15 protein-coding genes are annotated in these 15,930 nt (G+C 61.8%); 4 read left to right on the forward strand and 11 right to left on the reverse strand.

Annotated features, from left to right (window positions below; all coding sequences use genetic code 11):
* Positions 1–30: 30 nt before the first annotated feature.
* From rhmD to HGQ17_RS11975, 3 genes are all read right to left on the reverse strand, one after another.
* On the reverse strand, positions 31–1,203 hold the full coding sequence (gene rhmD, locus HGQ17_RS11965; protein WP_168888177.1) for an L-rhamnonate dehydratase: 1,173 nt from the start codon (positions 1,201–1,203) through the stop codon (positions 31–33).
* Positions 1,204–1,219: 16 nt separating this feature from the next.
* A complete protein-coding gene (locus HGQ17_RS11970) occupies positions 1,220–2,257 on the reverse strand; it encodes a zinc-dependent alcohol dehydrogenase (RefSeq protein WP_168888178.1) in 1,038 nt (345 codons plus the stop codon).
* A 204-nt stretch (positions 2,258–2,461) separates the two neighbouring features.
* Positions 2,462–3,751, reverse strand: coding sequence for an alpha-hydroxy acid oxidase (locus HGQ17_RS11975; protein WP_168888179.1), 1,290 nt, complete (start codon positions 3,749–3,751; stop codon positions 2,462–2,464).
* A gap of 146 nt (positions 3,752–3,897) precedes the next feature.
* On the opposite strand from HGQ17_RS11975, the gene HGQ17_RS11980 reads away from it, so the two are divergent.
* Entirely contained in the window at positions 3,898–4,614 is a 717-nt protein-coding gene (locus HGQ17_RS11980) for a GNAT family N-acetyltransferase (RefSeq protein WP_168888180.1), read from the forward strand.
* A gap of 48 nt (positions 4,615–4,662) precedes the next feature.
* On the opposite strand, the gene HGQ17_RS11985 is transcribed toward HGQ17_RS11980, so the two are convergent.
* The 8 genes from HGQ17_RS11985 to HGQ17_RS12020 all read right to left on the reverse strand — a co-directional run bounded on the left by HGQ17_RS11985 (position 4,663) and on the right by HGQ17_RS12020 (position 12,353).
* A complete protein-coding gene (locus HGQ17_RS11985) occupies positions 4,663–5,889 on the reverse strand; it encodes a pirin family protein (protein ID WP_168888181.1) in 1,227 nt (408 codons plus the stop codon).
* 93 nt (positions 5,890–5,982) lie between these two features.
* Positions 5,983–7,119: a TRAP transporter substrate-binding protein DctP gene (dctP, locus tag HGQ17_RS11990; RefSeq protein WP_168888182.1), complete on the reverse strand. Its 1,137-nt coding sequence runs from the start codon at positions 7,117–7,119 to the stop codon at positions 5,983–5,985.
* 28 nt (positions 7,120–7,147) lie between these two features.
* Positions 7,148–8,536: a TRAP transporter large permease gene (locus tag HGQ17_RS11995; protein WP_168888183.1), complete on the reverse strand. Its 1,389-nt coding sequence runs from the start codon at positions 8,534–8,536 to the stop codon at positions 7,148–7,150.
* A gap of 15 nt (positions 8,537–8,551) precedes the next feature.
* Positions 8,552–9,100, reverse strand: coding sequence for a TRAP transporter small permease (locus HGQ17_RS12000; protein WP_168888184.1), 549 nt, complete (start codon positions 9,098–9,100; stop codon positions 8,552–8,554).
* Between the two features lie 14 nt (positions 9,101–9,114).
* Positions 9,115–10,017, reverse strand: a complete 903-nt coding sequence (locus tag HGQ17_RS12005; RefSeq protein WP_168888185.1) for an NAD(P)-dependent oxidoreductase — start codon at positions 10,015–10,017, stop codon at positions 9,115–9,117.
* Complete coding sequence (locus HGQ17_RS12010) at positions 10,014–10,466, reverse strand: carboxymuconolactone decarboxylase family protein (RefSeq protein ID WP_229503529.1); 453 nt, start codon at positions 10,464–10,466, stop codon at positions 10,014–10,016. Before HGQ17_RS12010 ends, HGQ17_RS12005 begins: the two co-directional genes overlap by 4 nt.
* 154 nt (positions 10,467–10,620) lie before the next feature.
* Positions 10,621–11,592, reverse strand: coding sequence for an AraC-like ligand-binding domain-containing protein (locus HGQ17_RS12015; RefSeq protein ID WP_168888186.1), 972 nt, complete (start codon positions 11,590–11,592; stop codon positions 10,621–10,623).
* A gap of 110 nt (positions 11,593–11,702) precedes the next feature.
* Complete coding sequence (locus HGQ17_RS12020; RefSeq protein ID WP_168888187.1) at positions 11,703–12,353, reverse strand: TetR/AcrR family transcriptional regulator; 651 nt, start codon at positions 12,351–12,353, stop codon at positions 11,703–11,705.
* 261 nt (positions 12,354–12,614) lie between these two features.
* Here HGQ17_RS12020 and HGQ17_RS12025 point away from each other — a divergent pair, with 261 nt between their 5' ends.
* From HGQ17_RS12025 to HGQ17_RS12035, 3 genes are read left to right on the forward strand one after another with little or no spacing between them, the layout of a single operon-like run.
* Positions 12,615–13,367, forward strand: coding sequence for an alpha/beta fold hydrolase (locus tag HGQ17_RS12025; RefSeq protein WP_168888188.1), 753 nt, complete (start codon positions 12,615–12,617; stop codon positions 13,365–13,367).
* Positions 13,368–13,397: 30 nt separating this feature from the next.
* Positions 13,398–14,894, forward strand: coding sequence for a flavin-containing monooxygenase (locus HGQ17_RS12030; protein ID WP_168888189.1), 1,497 nt, complete (start codon positions 13,398–13,400; stop codon positions 14,892–14,894).
* A gap of 44 nt (positions 14,895–14,938) precedes the next feature.
* On the forward strand, positions 14,939–15,919 hold the full coding sequence (locus HGQ17_RS12035; RefSeq protein ID WP_168888190.1) for a Bug family tripartite tricarboxylate transporter substrate binding protein: 981 nt from the start codon (positions 14,939–14,941) through the stop codon (positions 15,917–15,919).
* Positions 15,920–15,930: the final 11 nt, after the last annotated feature.

The raw sequence follows: 15,930 nt of genomic DNA on the forward strand, positions 1-15,930 counted from the left end.
TGTGGTCCTTTCTTCAGTATTTGGGTGAAGTCAGTGGCTATAGGGGCGGATACGTTCGACATCGGGGTTCAGTTCGACACCAAAACCTGGAGTGTCCGGAACTTTCAGCTTTCCGTTTTCGGGAACGGGTTCGTTCAGCAGCAGAGGGGAGAACATCGGCACGATCTCTTCTGCGGTTTCGTGCATCATGAGAAATTCGGAGAACGGACTGTTGGTCCGGGTGACCACGAAGTGGTACGAATACACCGAGGATCCGTGCGGGACCACCATGGTGCCGTGGGCATCGGCCATGGCGGAGATCTTCAGCAGCTCAGTGATACCCCCGCACCATCCGACATCGGGCTGGATGATGTCGACTTCGGTCTCCAGCAGCTGTCGGAAGCCCCATCGCGTTGCCTCGTGCTCTCCGGTGGTGATGAGCATGCCTTCCGGAGCCCGGCGCTTCAGTTCGGCGTATCCCCAATAGTCATCGGGGATCAGAGCCTCTTCCATCCACCTCAATCCATGCTCGGCTGCCCGGTGTGCCAGCCGAACGGAATAGTCCACATCCAGTGACATCCAGCAGTCGTACATCAGCCAGAAGTCTTCACCGACACGTTCTCGCATATCGGCGAGTTTCTCGAGGTTCTTCCGCATTCCCTCTTCGCCTTCGGCTGGTCCGTGCTGCAGGGGCATTTTGCCGCCGATGAAACCCAGCTGCTGAGCGATATCGGGCCTTGCCCCGGTGGCATAGAAGGTCAACTCATCGCGCACTGGCCCGCCGAGCAGCGCGTAGACGGGTTCATCTCGGAGCTTTCCCAAGAGGTCATAGAGGGCGAGGTCCACTCCACTAATGGTGTTCAGAACTACTCCACGCCGACCGTAGAAGAGGGTGGAGCGGTACATCTGGTCCCAGATGCGCTCGAGGTCGGTGACATATGCGCCTTCGAGGAATCGGGCCAGATGTTTCTCCACGATCCATGCGCCGATTTCACCCGCTGTGGTGACCGAGAAGCCGACTGTCCCATCATCGGCCTCAATCTCGACCACGAGGGTTCCGAGGACGTTGATACCGAAGCTCTGCCTGGACTGGCGGAATTCAGGGTAGGCCGACATCGGGGTAGCAATATGGTCATCGATCCAGTGATAGCCGGATTGGTCGTGGTAATCGGCGCCTTTGCCTCGGGTGGTGTAGGCGCGCACCTGTGCAATCTTGTGTTTCACAGCGAGGGAATCCTTTTCAGTTCTGCTGATCTTCGTTGAGCATGACAAGTACTTTGCCGGGAGTGTCGCCGCCTTCGGCGAGGTGGGTGAACTCCTCCTGGGCTGCACTCATCGGCACTTTTCTCGAGATGAGTTGGGCTGCCTGTGGTGGTGCTTGGCCCATCCAGTCGGCAGCGTCACTGAAGTCCTGGGCTGTGTAGGTGAAGGAGCCGATGAGGCTGCGTTCTTCGGTGCTGATCTTGAACGCTTCGAGACTGATCTTGGGGGCGCCCATTCCGACCAGGCAGATATTGGCCCCCAGCCGGGTCGCACTCAGTGCCAGTCGCAGGGTGGGATCGATGCCCACAGCGTCAATGGCGAGATCCGCGGGGCCGGAGAAGTGCTCGATGATCTGCTCGGCGGCATCCTCAGCCGAGGCGTTGACAGCATGGGCTCCCAGCTGGGTGATCAGCTGCTGACGTGACTCCATGATCTCGGTGACCGCAATATTGGTCACTCCCGCCATCTGCAGCGCCAGGACAACCGACTGGCCGATGGGCCCGCCGCCCAGGACCAGAACGTTCATCCCGGGTTCTGCCTGGGCCCGGCGTACAGCATGTACCGCGACTGCCAGAGGTTCGATCAGCGCACCCAATTCGATAGGCATTGACTCCGGCAGGGCCACCACATTGCGGGCAGGAACAGTGATCTTCTGTGCGAATGCGGCGGTGATCTCCGGAGTCACACCGATGACTTTTTTCCCGGGGCTCATCTGCTCCTGGCCACGGTATTTCTCCAGGTCAGCCTCGGGGACAACCACCGGGTTGAAGGTCACGACTTGCCCGATACTGACGTCGACGACGCCGTCTCCTACGGCAGCCACCCGTCCGACTGACTCATGTCCCATGATCTGGCCGGGGAACCGCCGACCGTTCTCTCCGGTGAAGCCGTGGAAGTCCGAGCCACAGATACCGGTGGCCACTACCTCGATGAGTACCTCCCCGGAATCGACCGGGGGATCGGCCACCTCGACAACTTCCATACGGTGGTAGTCCTGCAGCTGTACAGCCTTCATTCAGTCAGCTCCTCGCAAGCACTCGGGGCAGCCAGCTGGCTGCTCGGGGTCCCACACTGAGCCCAAAGGACTCAAGTTCGTATATGTGAACCTGGGGTCAGAGTGGTGAATCGCGGGAAGTGTATGCGAGTGTCCTGAGTCACACAAGCCTGACAGGGAAACGAGTCACTCCATCAGATGACCGCCTCTACGAATTACGGGTGTTCAACTGTCGTGACGCCTTGGCGTCAGCCTTGCCAGCTGGGTGACATGCTTGGGTTCGAGCTCATCGAGAGTGCGGACTTCCAGGAGTTTCATCGTGCGCACAATCTGGTCGGTGAGGATCTGGATCATGCGGTCAACGCCCGGGCGACCACCGGCCATCAGGCCATAGAGATAGGCCCGGCCGACGAAGGTGAACTTCGCACCCATGGCGATGGAAGCCACAATATCGGCGCCGTTCATAATCCCGGTGTCCACGGCGACTTCCAAGTCCTGACCGACTTCGCGGACCACCTCCGGCAGCAGGTGGAAGGGCACTGGCGCCCGGTCCAGCTGCCGGCCGCCGTGGTTGGAGAGCACAACGCCGTCGACGCCGAGATCGGCCAACTTCTTGGCGTCCCCCACAGTCTGCACACCCTTGACCACCAGTTTCCCGGGGAAGAGTTCCCGGATGACTTTGAGGTCCTCGAAGTTGATCGAGGGGTCCATGGCCTTATCCAGCAGCTCGCCCACGGTCCCACCTGTGGAGCTCAGCGAAGCGAACTCCAGGGGCGGGGTGGTCAGGAAGTCGTACCACCACCAGGGCCGGGGGATGGCATTGGCGATGGTCTTCAGCGTCAGCGCCGGCGGAATCGAGAACCCATTGCGCTTATCCCGAAGCCGCGCACCCGCCACCGGAGTATCCACAGTGAAAAGCAGAGTGTCGAAACCGGCGGCAGCAGCTCGTTCAGTGAGGTCATAGGAGATCTGCCGGTCTTTCATCACATAGAGCTGGAAGAAGTTCCGGCCCCGGGGATTGGCGTCCCGGACATCCTCAATACTCGTGGTGCCCAAGGTGGAGAGGCTGAAGGGGATACCGGCAGCACCAGCGGCACCGGCTCCGGCAATCTCACCCTCGGTCTGCATGAGGCGCGTAAATCCTGTCGGCGCGATGCCGAAGGGAAGCGATGAGGGCCCGCCGAAGATCTCGCAGCTGGTGTCCACCTCTGAGACATCCCGCAGAATCGCCGGATGGAACTCCACATCCTCAAACGCCTGCCGCGCCCGTGCCAGGGAGAACTCACCTTCGGCCGCACCCTCGGTGTAGTCGAAAGCCGCCTTGGGGGTACGCCGTTTGGCGATCTTACGAAGGTCCTCGATGGTCAGCGCCGCTGAGAGCCGACGTCGGGAAGCATTGAAGTCGAACTTCTTGAACTGCATCAGCGGTGCCAGATCGGCAGGTTTGGGCACTCGACGCTGCACCCGGCGTCGGGTCTCGTTCTCAGTGCTGTCGCGGCCAGGACGGTTAAACATGCATGCTCCTCTTTCGACGACTCCGGCGTCGTCAGCTCTCAACCTCGCGGCTAGTGGATGACCGGTTCACTGTGACCCCTGCCACCGAACGGGCGATCACAGGCTAACTCAAACTCGGATCCAGCCGCAGCCGCTACGCTAGGTTCATGACGGGACTTGATGCCCATACGGAGCAGATCATTATGCTCGCCTGGTCGCGGATTCTGGGGCTGGCCGATGGCGAGCTGGAGTCTGCATCCGGACAGGATCGAATCGAGGCAGCCAACGACGACGCCGCAGCGGTCAGCCTCGTCCAGCTCTTCGGACGCACCGTTCTCTACGGACCATCGACTGTCCTACGTGATGCGCGTGGCTACCAAGATGAAGAACTGGCCCTGGAATCACAGCTGCTGGCCCTAGCCCGGGCCCACTATCCCGGGGCACGAATGCTCGGTGAGGCCCATCTGCTCTACTGCGAGAATCCCCCTGAGGTGCAGGGATCCGATTCAGTGGCAGTCTCCTTCGACCCCAAGCATGCCCAGGAACTGGCCAGCCGCTCCCCTGCCGATGAAGTGGCCCGCTCGGGCCTGCAGGAGGCTGAGTGGACTGCCGCCCTGGTGCGCGAGGCCACCGGGGAGGTAATGGCTGCCGCCAGCCGGGAGGTCTGGCAGGAGGTACTGGGTCATATCGGAATCCTCACCCACCCCGAACGCCGCGGACTGGGCCTGGGCCGGTTCGCCGCAGCAGTGGCCGTGGAGGAGGCATTCACCGAGGGGTTGATCCCACAGTGGCGGGCAGCAGCTGAGGAACCGGCCTCCCTGCGCATGGCGATCAGCCTCGGCTTCACCCCAGCCGGTCAACAGACCACAGTCGCGCTGTCCTGATCAAACCCGGCCCTGATCGAACCCAGCCCCGATCAAATCCAGCCCTGATCAGCCGCGGGGTTTCATCCTGGTGTTCGGCAGCGGTGGTGCTGGCAGCGGGGCCGACTGCCCCGGCGGGAAGTCACCGAACTGCGGGAAGGGTGTCCCATCGGGGTACTGCGTCCCGGCGAGCGCATCGCGGAGGTCACCGTGGACGGGATCACCGAGGGCGCCGTCGTCGACGTCGACTTCCTCCTGGGTGCCATCGGGCTGGGAGGCGGTCTCCGTGGTGATCTGTGTAGCGGGGGCTCCGGCGATCTTCTTCTGCAGGGGCGAGTCCTCAGCCGGGGCCTCGAAACCCATTTCGGCCTGGTAGTTCGCCCGGTAGCCGGCGATCTCCTCGTGGCTGCGGCCCACGAAGTTCCACCACATCACAATCTGTTCACCCAGGGGCTCACCCCCGATGAGCAGGGCCAGTACTGGTTCATCACCGGCCTCAATCCTCAGAGTCCGCGCCCCGGGGTCCACCACCGCAAGGTGATCCTGGGGCAGCCAGCAGCCGTTGAGACCGACATCCCCGGTGATGCGCAGCAGAGCATGCTCATGGTCGGCGGGCACATCGATCTCCAGGACCTGCCCCGGCTCCAATCGCAGCTCCGCCCCGGTCAGCGGGATATAAGTCTTCACCGGGGAGCGGTAGCCAAGCAATTCGCCGAGGAAGACTTTGGCCTCCCAACCCTGACCGCGCACCGGCTCCGGCCGGTGGGTGTCCAGACTGGGTTCGACGAACCGGTGCTCATCGGGGAAGGCGTACCAGAGCTGGGCTCCGTGCAGGACCTTGGTATCGAAGGTGGAGAACTCGGAGTGACTGATACCGCGACCGGCATTCATCATCGCGACCTCACCGGGACGCACGGTGGCCCAATTGCCGGCTGAGTCCATATGGTCAATCCGCCCGGAGAACAGCCAGGAGCAGGTGGCCAGCCCGGTATGGGGGTGCCGGGGCACACGCATGGGGGTGGCCTCGGTGAGGTCATCGGGCCCGTAGAAGTCCAGGAAGCACCAGGCCCCGACCAGGGAGCGGGCCCGCTGGGGCAGGGTGCGCCGGACGTTCATGGCCCGGGGTCCGCCGAGGGGAACCTCGCGGGGTTCGAGCAGTTCAACACCGGATTCGGTCCGGGTGATCCCGGGGCTGAGCTCACCATTCTTCGGTGCGCTGGGCCCCGGGACCTCATCGGGGGTGTAGGGCCCGTTGATGCAGACCTGTTCTTTGGGCTGGGTCTCGGTGTTGCTCATGGCAGACCTCCTGGCTGCATCGCGGCACTCAGATCACAGCCAGTATTTCAAATTTGAACCAGTCTGCCTAGCCTGAGCTCCCACGACCAGATCTCACTGATCGGCGAATTGGTCGATACAGCTCAGCGTAGCGTCTTCAACACTGGGATCGGCCAGTTCCTCGAGGCTGGCGAGGTAGTCCTCGAGCACCTGGTAGGCGTTCTCGAGACCCTGGTCCTCAGCCATCTCAACCCAGGCCGACTGCAGGCTGTCCTCAGTTTCGGCCTCCCAGTTTGCGGTGACCTCCTCGTCCCAGCGGTCGAACCCTTCGAGATTCTCAGCCTCCAGCATGGGCGGGCACTGCTCGGCAGCCTGGTCGAAGAAGGCCTCGGCTCCGGCACCGGCGGCCAGCTCAGCGGCAACCTCGTCCACAACTTCCTGCAGATCCTCCGGCATGGACTCGTAGGTCTCCAGGTTCAGCCACATGCCAAAGGCGGAGTATTCGCCGAATCCGGGATCGGTCCAATACGGCAGCAGTTCATTGAGCTGGTAGTTGACCGGGAAGTCGATACTGGCGGCGATTGAGTCCACGACCCCACGCTCAACACCCTCATAGGCCTCATTGGCCGGCAGGGAGACCACATTGACCCCCTCCCCTTCGAAGAGCTGGATCGCCAGCGGCCCGGAGGCTCGGGTGGAGAGACCGGAGAGATCCTCGGGGCTCTCCACCGGCTCATGGGTGCCGATCAGCATCCGGCCCACCGGCCAGGTCGCCAGGTGGTGAAGGTTGTTATTGGTCATCACTGCCACCGCGTCATCGTTCTCCCGGTGCAGATCGTGCAGGGCGTGGGTGATGCCCTGCCAATTCTGACCGATGAACGGGATGGAGACCACTGAGGTGGAGGGGAAGTACTGCGGGGTGTAGTCGGGGATGGTCACCCCCAGATCTGCCCGTCCGTCACCGACGCAGTCAGCGATCTCGGTGGCGTCACAGAGGGAATAGGCCTCAGTGCGTTCGATCTCGATGCGCCCTTCACTGCGTTCCTCGAGTTCATCAAGGTACCAGTCCTGAACGGCGGCATTGGCGGTTCCGTCGAGGGCGGAGGTCACCAGGGTCAGGGTGACCTCGCCTTCGGCCCCATTGCCCTCGCCCCCACCGACTACACCTTCGGAGCAGGCGGGGAGCAGGGCCAGGGCGCCGACGGCGGCGGTGGCGGCTAAGGCTTTGGAGCCTTTGGGAAATATAGACATTGCGGGGTTCCTCTCATTGGTGGAGCAGCTAATTCATCAACGACGGCAAGAACAGGGTGATACCGGGCACCAGGAACAGCACGGCGGTCACCAACAGATCCATGACCAGCAGCGGCATCACACCTTTGAACACGGTCTCCGAGCGCACCCGGGAGGTGCCTGCGATGACGAAGGTGATGATGCCCACCGGTGGGGTGACCATTCCGATTTCGATGAGTTTGACGATCATGATGCCCAGCCAGATCCCGTCGAAACCCAGCTCGGTGGCGATCGGATAGAGCAGCGGCACGGCCAGCACCAGGATCGACATCGACTCCAGGAACATGCCCAGGGGGATCAGCGCCAATAGCAGCAGGGCCATGATCAGCATGGGGTTCAGCGGTAGGTCAGTGACCCATTCGGTGACCGATTGAGTGACCCCCGCGGTGACCAGGAACGCGGAGAAGATCCCGGAACCGATGATGATGAAGAAAACCATCGACGTCGACTGCGCGGTATCCAGCAGGGAGTCTTTGAATGCGGTGAAGATCTGGCGCAGCCCGCTGCGGCGCTTCTCGATGATCAGAATCACCAGGGCGGTCAGCGCCCCGACGGCGGCACTTTCGGTGGAGGTGAAGATCCCGGAGTACATCCCACCCATGACCACCAGGAAGATGATGACCACATGGACCAGTCCGCGCCAGGGCAACTCCCGCAGGTTGGTCGCTTTCTGCTCCAGTTCGCGGCGAGCCTCCTCCACGGCGGCACCGAGGGGTTCGCCGTCGCTGTCGGTGTCCTGGTTGGTCTCCCGGCGGGCCAATTCGGTGCGGACCCGCCGCTGGCCGGCGATCATGATGTAGATGATGTAGCTCAGTGCTGAGAGCAGTCCGGGGATGATCCCGGCGGCCAGCAGGGCGGCCACCGATTCGCGGGCCAGCACCGCGTAGAGGACCAGGAAGGTCGATGGCGGGATCATCACGCCCAGGGTTCCGGCGATGGCGACGATACCGGTGGCCAGACTGGAGGGGAACCCTGATGCTCGCATTTGGTTGACCGCCAGGCGGGAGACTGTCGCAGCAGTACCGATGGAGGATCCAGAGACCGCGGAGAACCCGGCACAGGCCATCACGGTCGCCACTCCGAGTCCCCCGGGTGCCCGCCGGGCGAAGTAATTGGCCACGGCGAAGACATTGGAGGCGATATTGGCCCGGACTGCGAACATGCCCATCAGGATGAACATGGGGATAATGGTCAGGGTGAAGCTTGCGGTATCGGCGAAGGGCACCGACCCCAGGGTGTTGCTGCTGTAGTCGGTCCCGCGCAGCAGCATCAGCCCGATTCCCCCGGAGAGCCCCAGGGACAGGGCCACCGGCATCCGGATGCACAGCAGCGCGATCAGCAGCCCCAGGGTGATGAGGACGACGTGATAGATCTCCATAGTGGTCCTTTCGCCTCAGAGACCGGCGCGGTCGTCGATATGGGCCGCCGGGGTGCGGGGTTCAGCGCCCTCGATGGCCGCGGGCAGGATCTCCCGGCCGCGCACTGCCCGCAGCAGGTTGATGACGCAGACCAGCAGGAAGGCCGCCAGCCCGATGACGATCACCCACCTCAACGGCCAGATCGGCCACTCCACCAGCCCCATACGGGTTTCGCTGCGGTCAGTGGAACTGACCGCCCGCTCATAGGTGGCGAAGGTCATCCAGGCGGTGAAACCGGTGGCCAGCAGCCACACCACCACCGTCAGGATCCGGTTGACCCCATCGGGCAGCCGGTCGGTGACCAGAGAGACGGCCACATGCGCCCCGGAGGCTCCGGCCCAGGCCAACCCGAAGAACACGGCGACCACCAGGGCTGATTCGGAGAGCTCGACCATGGCCGGCATACTGCCGCCGGTGATGTAGCGGGTGGTGACATCGGTGACGATGGCAGCCATCAGCACCACGATGGCCAGGGCGGCCACCACTCCCATGGCCCTGCTGATGACGACGACGAGGCGTTCCATGGCTATCTGCTCACTCAGTCCTGTTTCCAGTGGCGGTAGGCCTCGGTGTGGTCCACATTGCCCAGGCTCTGCAGGGCGGTGTTGAACTGTTCGGCCACGGCATCGCAGACCGGCGCCCGGTGCCCGACGGCCTCTTGGAGGCTGCGGGCGATGCCGATGTCTTTGGTGATCAGTGGCAGGGCGAAGCCGCTGGCATAGCGGCCCTGAACCACATGGGGTCCGAGCACATGGCTAGTGATGAAGCTCTGGCCGGTGGAGTCATTGAGCACATCGACCATCACCGCTGGGTCCAGGCCGAAGCGTTCTCCTGCGGTCAGCGCCTCGGAGGTGGCGGCCACTGCCGCACCCGCCACGAAGTTGTTCAGCGCTTTCATGGCATGGCCGGTGCCGAGTTTGCCGGTGCGGTAGATCGCCCGGCTCATCGCCTCAATCACTGGTGTGGCCCGGGTGGCGGCGTCGTCGTCATCTGCACCCATCATGATGGCCAGAGTTCCGTTGACGGCTCGTTCCCGGGCCCCGGAGACCGGGGCGTCGACGAGGTGGATGCCATGCTGGGCCAGGCTCCACCCGGTCTCCACTGTTTCGGTGGGGTCCGAGGAGCTCATATCCACTACGACAGTGCCGGGGTTCAGCGGGATGGCCAGCTCCCCGGTCTCGGTGAGCAGAACCGAGCGGACAATTCTGCTGGTGGGCAGCATCAGCACCAGCAGGGTGCAGGCCGAGAGCGCCTGGGACTCGGCGGCCGGGTGGGTCTGTTTACCGGTCTGGGTCTTGATCTCCTCGGCCAGCTCAGCCGGGCGTTGGGGGTCGGCGTCGTGGAGGTAGAGCTCATAGCCGGCGGCGGCGATATTGGTGGCCATGGGGCTGCCCATAGTGCCCAGGCCGATGAAGCCGACCGTTTCTGTCTGGGTGTTCATACGGTGGTCTTTCCGGTGGATTCCCCGTCGAGGTCCAGGGAGATGCCTTTTTCGGCGAAGACCTCCTCTAGGGCTTTGAGTCCGTCCACGGCGGCGGGAATGCCGCAGTAGAGGGTGGCGTGGACGGCGATTTCGCGCAGCTGCAGGGGTGTCACACCGTTGGCCAGGGCCCCACGGGCGTGGATGCGGGTCTCATGGGCCCGGCCGGTGGCTACCAGCATGGCGAAGGTGATCTTGCTGCGGTCGATTGTGGTGAGGTGGTCACGCTGCCAGATATCCCCGAAGCAGTTGCGGGTGACGAAGTCCTGGATCTTGTCGTTGAGATCAGTGGTGTGTTCGGTCTGGCCCTCGGCGCCCTCGGGTCCGAACATGTGGCGGCGCTGGGCGATGCCGACCTCGTACAGATCGTCCTTGATGACCATGAGTGTGCGTTCCCTTCCACGGCGCATGCGCCGGATTGAATATGACTGCCATCACATTCTTGCCCGGGGTGGGCGGGAACGTCTTGTCATCAAGCGCACCTCAGCTGATCCAGGGGCGCACAGCTTTGTTTCTCCAGGTCAGAAGAGGGTTCGATGGCGTCGCCCTCCGTTGCGAAGGGCTTTATTCGGCCAGATGCGCAGCCCGGTAGGTCCGTGGTGAGGCTCCGGTGTGGGCACGGAAGACTTTGCTGAAATGGCTGGCGTCGGTGAAGCCCCAGCGTTGGGCGATCTGCAGTACCGACAGTGATGCCTGGGCCGGATCGGAGAGGTCCAGGCGGCATTTCTCCAGCCGGCGGGAGCGGATATATCCGGAGACGGTGATGTCCTCTTCGCTGAAGAGGTACTGAAGGTAGCGCACCGAGACGTAATGGGCTTTGGCCACGGTGGAGGCGCTGAGCTCGGGGTCGTAGAGGTGTTCGTCGATGTAGAGCTTGTAGGCACGGAGCTCCTCGCGGCGGGAGTGGCCCTCACCGCTGGAGTCCTCGGGCAGCTGGGCGTAGACAAAGGCTGCCAGCAAATCCAGGGTGGAGCGCAGCAGCCTGGCCCCGGTGACCCCGGAGAGCTCATCGAGGTGTTCTGCCACATGCTGCATAAACGGCGAGATCATCTGCCCGATCCCCTCGTCACCGGGCAGCCGCACCGCGGTGATCCGCCGGATCAGCGAGAGCGGGACATTGAGACTTTCCAGGGGGAATGCCATGACCATGCACCGCAGCGGCGCGGGAAATTCGAGGCTGTAGGGGCGGGAGGTCTCGTAGATGGCGAGGTCCCCGGCGCGCAGTTCAGCATGCCGCTCCCCCTGGGTGAGGTAGCCGGTGCCCTGCATCTGCAGGCTGAGTTTGATGTAGGGTCGCTCGGTGCTGTCGATCAGCTCCGGGGCGCGGTGGACACGGTGGGGTTCGGCGATGATTTCACTCAGCGAGGCACCTTCGATGCTGCGCCAGGTGATAGTGCCGCTGAAGCTTCCCTCTGCGGAGACATTCACGGGCACCAGGCGGTTTCCGGCTGCGGCGCGCCACTCCTCGAGGGTGGTGGCCACCGCCCGGTTGACCGGGGCTTGCGCCGCTGGGCGTTCAAGCATGCTCTGTGTCATCTGCGCCTCCATCCGCTGTGATCCGAGTCACGGTGCTGATTGGTGAGTATACGCCTGCCAGCTCGGGGTCTACAGCGGCAGCGGAGGAGAACGACGACGACGGCTGGAAGCTAATCTGCGCGCCTGGCTTTGAACAGCGGCAGCAGCTGAGCCTCGAGCCGGGGTTTAGCGCGACCCCAAATGGACTCCGGCGGCACCTCCCTAGTGGGCGTCCGATCAATCTCATGCATATAGATCGCATGGCAGTTGCGAGCTACTGCCTCCCAAGAAATAGGCACATTGACAGTAAGTTCATGCTCGGTGGCCTCGTAGAGAATATTGGCGCATAGGCGGATGGTTCGATCTCCCTGCGCCAGATTGCGCCATCTACTGGGATTGTCCTTATCAAACCCCGCACGCAGGTAGATGGCAGCGTTCTCGGGGTTCTTTATGTAGAAGTCACACCGCTGTTTATACATCTCCATGATTCGCCGGAGGTAATAATCGGCATCCTTGGCCTCCGAGGGAGTACTCATGGTCAATTCAAGGTCGCGGGCTTCGATATGGGCTAACAACAAATCCATGCGATCGCCGTAGACCATCAGCAGAAGCGCATCTTTGGAACCCACATAGCGAAAGAGGGTGGCACTGCCAACCCCGGCCTCAGCGGCGACCTCCTCCATGGTCACGTCGCGGATGCTACTGCGCTCCAGTATCCGCTCTGCAGCTCGCTTGATTTTAAGCATCCGCGCCTGCTTCGAGGTCTCTCTGGCCGTGGCCATATTCTTCTCCTCACATCGGGGCGGGAAGCCGCCCCATATTCATAGCATATGAGAGCTGTCTCTCATACCCGGGGAAGCGCCATTCCGACACAAAAAGCCCAGGTTTCCACAGAATAATCCTCGAGTGACTTGACTCACATCCGATACATTCCTATGGTGTGGAACACAATTGATAGTCAACTATCAAAATATCTGCAGCCAGATGAGGGCATGAGGCGCATGCCGATTCCTCCCCCAGGTAGTGACAGGAAAGGTACGGAGATGACCAGTCGCACGATCGTTCTCGTTCCCGGCACGGAAGGATCCGCTGAAGAATCCTTTTCAGGCTTGAAACCCCTGCTGGAACGGGATCACAGCGTGCATCTCTTTGACTTCACCTCCCCTGATGGGCTGGAACCGGAACAGACCCTGGCTGCCTATGTCGAGCAGCTGCATCAGCTCTTGGATTCCCTGGACGAAAATAAGGTCGATCTCCTGGGCTATTCGCTGGGTGCGCATATCGCTCTGCATGCGGCAAACCATGACTCCGTGGAGTCCCTGTGTCTGCTGGGTGGCTGGTTGAGAACTGATGCCCTGCAGCGCGAACGGCATGACCTCTGGTTGGAGCTCTACGACCATGACCCGCAGTTCGCTGGGCGGCTATCCCATCTCATGCAGTTCTCCCCTAAGTACCGCGCCTTTCTCTCCCAGCAGCAGACGGCAGTGACGCTGACACCACTGGTTCCCCATGAGGAGATTCGGCGGCGAGTGGAGGTCAACCGCGTTCTGGATTCCACAGCTGCGGCCTCAGGCACGACCGTGCCGACCCTGGTCATCACCGGCACCGAGGATCAGAAGGTTCCGGTCAGTCACGGACGGGAACTCTACGGAACTCTGCCGTCGTCGTCGTTGGTGGAAATCAACAGTGGTCACGCCATGCTCCGCGAGCGCTTAGGCCAGGTCTACGGGGCCTACAGCGATTTCCTGGCCGGGGCCACTGCGAACCGTTCACCAGTAGGCGCATTGGTGCCCTGATCCGGATGTACTGAACCCGAAAGGTCTTCTATGAACTCCTCAACTGTCACAACACCGGTGCTCATCGTCGGAGCTGGCTTCTCCGGGATCGCCTTGGGCGCGATGCTCAAGCGCCGGGGTATCCATGACTTTCAGATCATCGACCGGGAGCAGGATTTCGGCGGCACCTGGTACAGCAATACTTATCCGGGTGCGGAATGCGATATTCAGTCTCATCTGTACTCCTTCTCCTTCCGACTCAATCCGGACTGGACCAAGACCTATGCCTCCCAGAGCGAGATCTTCGCCTATCTGCGGAAGGTCGCTGAGGAGGAGGGTCTCTATCCACATGCTCGGTTCGGGCACTCCGTGGAACGCGCTGAATGGCAGCAGGACGAGGGTGTGTGGAGGGTTGAGACCGGCAGCCTGACCTTTGAGGCACAGCAGGTGGTCTTCGCTACTGGGCATCTTTCTGATCCGCGGGTTCCTGAGGTGCCGGGGTTGGAGAAGTTCTCGGGGAAGACATTCCATTCGGCCACCTGGGATCACGACTATGACCTCCGGGGTAAGAACGTTGCTGTGGTCGGCACGGGCGCCTCGGCGATTCAGGTGGTTCCGGCGATCGCCGATGAGGTCGGTTCCCTGAAGGTCTTTCAGCGCACTGCCCCGTATGTGATTCCGCGGTTGGACACTGTCTACACCGATGAACAGAAGCGGATGTTCGCCAAGGTTCCGGATTCGGCCAGAGATCTGCGGGAGTTCCTGTTCTGGTCCAATGAGATGCGGTTCCTGCAGCGGATGCTGGTGCCCTCCTATCTCCAGGAGGTCGAAAGTATCGCTGCTGGTCACCGGGAGAGGCAGATTGATGATCCGCAGCTGCTTCAGCGGGTCACCCCGGATTACACCATCGGCTGCAAACGCATCCTGCTGTCCAATACCTGGTATCCGGCCCTGCAGAAGGAGAATGTGGAGCTGGTTGACCATGCGGTGACCGCCTTCGGGGAGGATGCCGTGGTCGATGCCGCCGGTGGTGAGCATGAGGTGGACTGTGTGATCTTCTGCTCCGGGTTTGAGGCCGCGGAGCTGCCGATCGCAGCGAAGGTTCGCGGCACTGACGGAACCTGGCTCAGTGATGTCTGGACCGAGGGCAGCGAGGCCTACGGGGGCATGGCCGTCAATGGGTTCCCGAATATGTTCCTGATGAACGGTCCGCATGTGGGCCTGGGGGCGGGGTCGGTCATTTTCATGATCGAGACTCAGGCGAAGTTCATCGCCGAGGCCGTGGAGCATTTTCAGCGGGAGGACCTGCGAGTCCTGGAGGTCCGGGCTGAGTCGCAGCAGGAGTTCATTGAGCATGTGGAGCGGCGTTCGGAGGGAACGGTCTGGACTGAAGGCAATTGCCAGTCCTGGTATCTGGATGCTCGCAGCAACCGGCTGACCACGATCTGGCCAGATCAGATGAACCGCTACTACGCCGAGTTCGCCTCCTTCACACCAGGAGACTTTCACTGCGTAACCACACGAGACCTTCAAGCTCAGCCAGCCTGAGAACTCAGCCCAAGCATCGCAATTTCTAAAGATTGGAACTACCGATGAAACGGAAGACAGTTGATAAGGCTCTCGTAACGATTGCTGCGGGAACCCTGGCACTTACTGCCTGCGGACCGGGAGAAGCATCCGCGGACGATTTTCCGGAAGAACCCATTGAAATCGTCGTCCCCTGGGGCGCCGGTGGCTCCTCTGATGTGGCCGTTAGGGCGTTCGCAGAAGCATATGAGGAAGCAAACGGTGACCAGATACTCGTAGTGAACCGTCCCGGCGGTGGCTCAGCCATCGGTGCGGCTGAGGCTGCCCGCGCGAATGCTGACGGATACACGATGCTGCACTCAACCGCCTCGACGTTTATCACCGTGCCCCTGCTTGAAGATGTCAACTACGGACCCGATGACTTCAAGTCAGTGATTAGCCTAGGAGACCAACCCGTCATCTTGGTCGCGAACCCTGATACCAACTGGGAGTCTCTTGAGGACGTTCCCATGGACGAGGAGCTTGTTATCGCCACCACTTCCCCTGGCAATGTTCTTCACTTGATTGCATCGAACTTCGTGGACGAGGCCGGAGGCAGCAGCAGCCACCTCCCATTCGACTCATCGGGCGAAACCACCCAGGCAGTGGCCAACGGCAATGCGGATTTGGCAGCCGTAGAGGCCAACATCGCCTTGCCACAGATTGAGGCCGGTGAGGTAACGGCACTGGCTGTCTCATCCAGCGAACCACTTGAAGAACTACCCGAGAGCGAAACCTTCTCGGCACAGGGTTTTGAACGCTCCCATGACCGCTACTCGCGAATGGCGCTGTCAGTTCCAAGCGATACGCCTGACGAAATCATCCAAGCTCTGCAAGAAGGTGGTGCTGAAGCACTGGAGACGTCGACCTGGAACGACTACGCGGAGACAACCATGCTCCAGCCGCCAGCTTATGAAGGTGGTGATTTCATGGACAGCTACATTTCCAATGAGACCGACTGGACCCGAGAATCCATGGAACCAGCCGGACTCGAACCGCAGGAGTGACCTTGAACTGT

This window comes from Nesterenkonia sedimenti (assembly GCF_012641515.1).
GTDB lineage: Bacteria > Actinomycetota > Actinomycetes > Actinomycetales > Micrococcaceae > Nesterenkonia > Nesterenkonia sedimenti.

Bases quoted from the DNA above. Each gene is read 5' to 3' on its own strand.
- HGQ17_RS12030 (WP_168888189.1), top strand. From the start codon at position 13,398: ATGAACTCCTCAACTGTCACAACACCGGTGCTCATCGTCGGAGCTGGC.
- HGQ17_RS12025 (WP_168888188.1), top strand. From the start codon at position 12,615: ATGACCAGTCGCACGATCGTTCTCGTTCCCGGCACGGAAGGATCCGCT.
- HGQ17_RS11975 (WP_168888179.1), bottom strand. From the start codon at position 3,751: ATGTTTAACCGTCCTGGCCGCGACAGCACTGAGAACGAGACCCGACGC.
- dctP (WP_168888182.1), bottom strand. From the start codon at position 7,119: ATGTCTATATTTCCCAAAGGCTCCAAAGCCTTAGCCGCCACCGCCGCC.
- HGQ17_RS12000 (WP_168888184.1), bottom strand. From the start codon at position 9,100: ATGGAACGCCTCGTCGTCGTCATCAGCAGGGCCATGGGAGTGGTGGCC.
- HGQ17_RS11985 (WP_168888181.1), bottom strand. From the start codon at position 5,889: ATGAGCAACACCGAGACCCAGCCCAAAGAACAGGTCTGCATCAACGGG.
- HGQ17_RS12035 (WP_168888190.1), top strand. From the start codon at position 14,939: ATGAAACGGAAGACAGTTGATAAGGCTCTCGTAACGATTGCTGCGGGA.
- HGQ17_RS12010 (WP_229503529.1), bottom strand. From the start codon at position 10,466: ATGCGCCGTGGAAGGGAACGCACACTCATGGTCATCAAGGACGATCTG.
- HGQ17_RS12005 (WP_168888185.1), bottom strand. From the start codon at position 10,017: ATGAACACCCAGACAGAAACGGTCGGCTTCATCGGCCTGGGCACTATG.
- HGQ17_RS11980 (WP_168888180.1), top strand. From the start codon at position 3,898: ATGACGGGACTTGATGCCCATACGGAGCAGATCATTATGCTCGCCTGG.
- HGQ17_RS12020 (WP_168888187.1), bottom strand. From the start codon at position 12,353: ATGGCCACGGCCAGAGAGACCTCGAAGCAGGCGCGGATGCTTAAAATC.
- HGQ17_RS11995 (WP_168888183.1), bottom strand. From the start codon at position 8,536: ATGGAGATCTATCACGTCGTCCTCATCACCCTGGGGCTGCTGATCGCG.
- HGQ17_RS11970 (WP_168888178.1), bottom strand. From the start codon at position 2,257: ATGAAGGCTGTACAGCTGCAGGACTACCACCGTATGGAAGTTGTCGAG.
- HGQ17_RS12015 (WP_168888186.1), bottom strand. From the start codon at position 11,592: ATGACACAGAGCATGCTTGAACGCCCAGCGGCGCAAGCCCCGGTCAAC.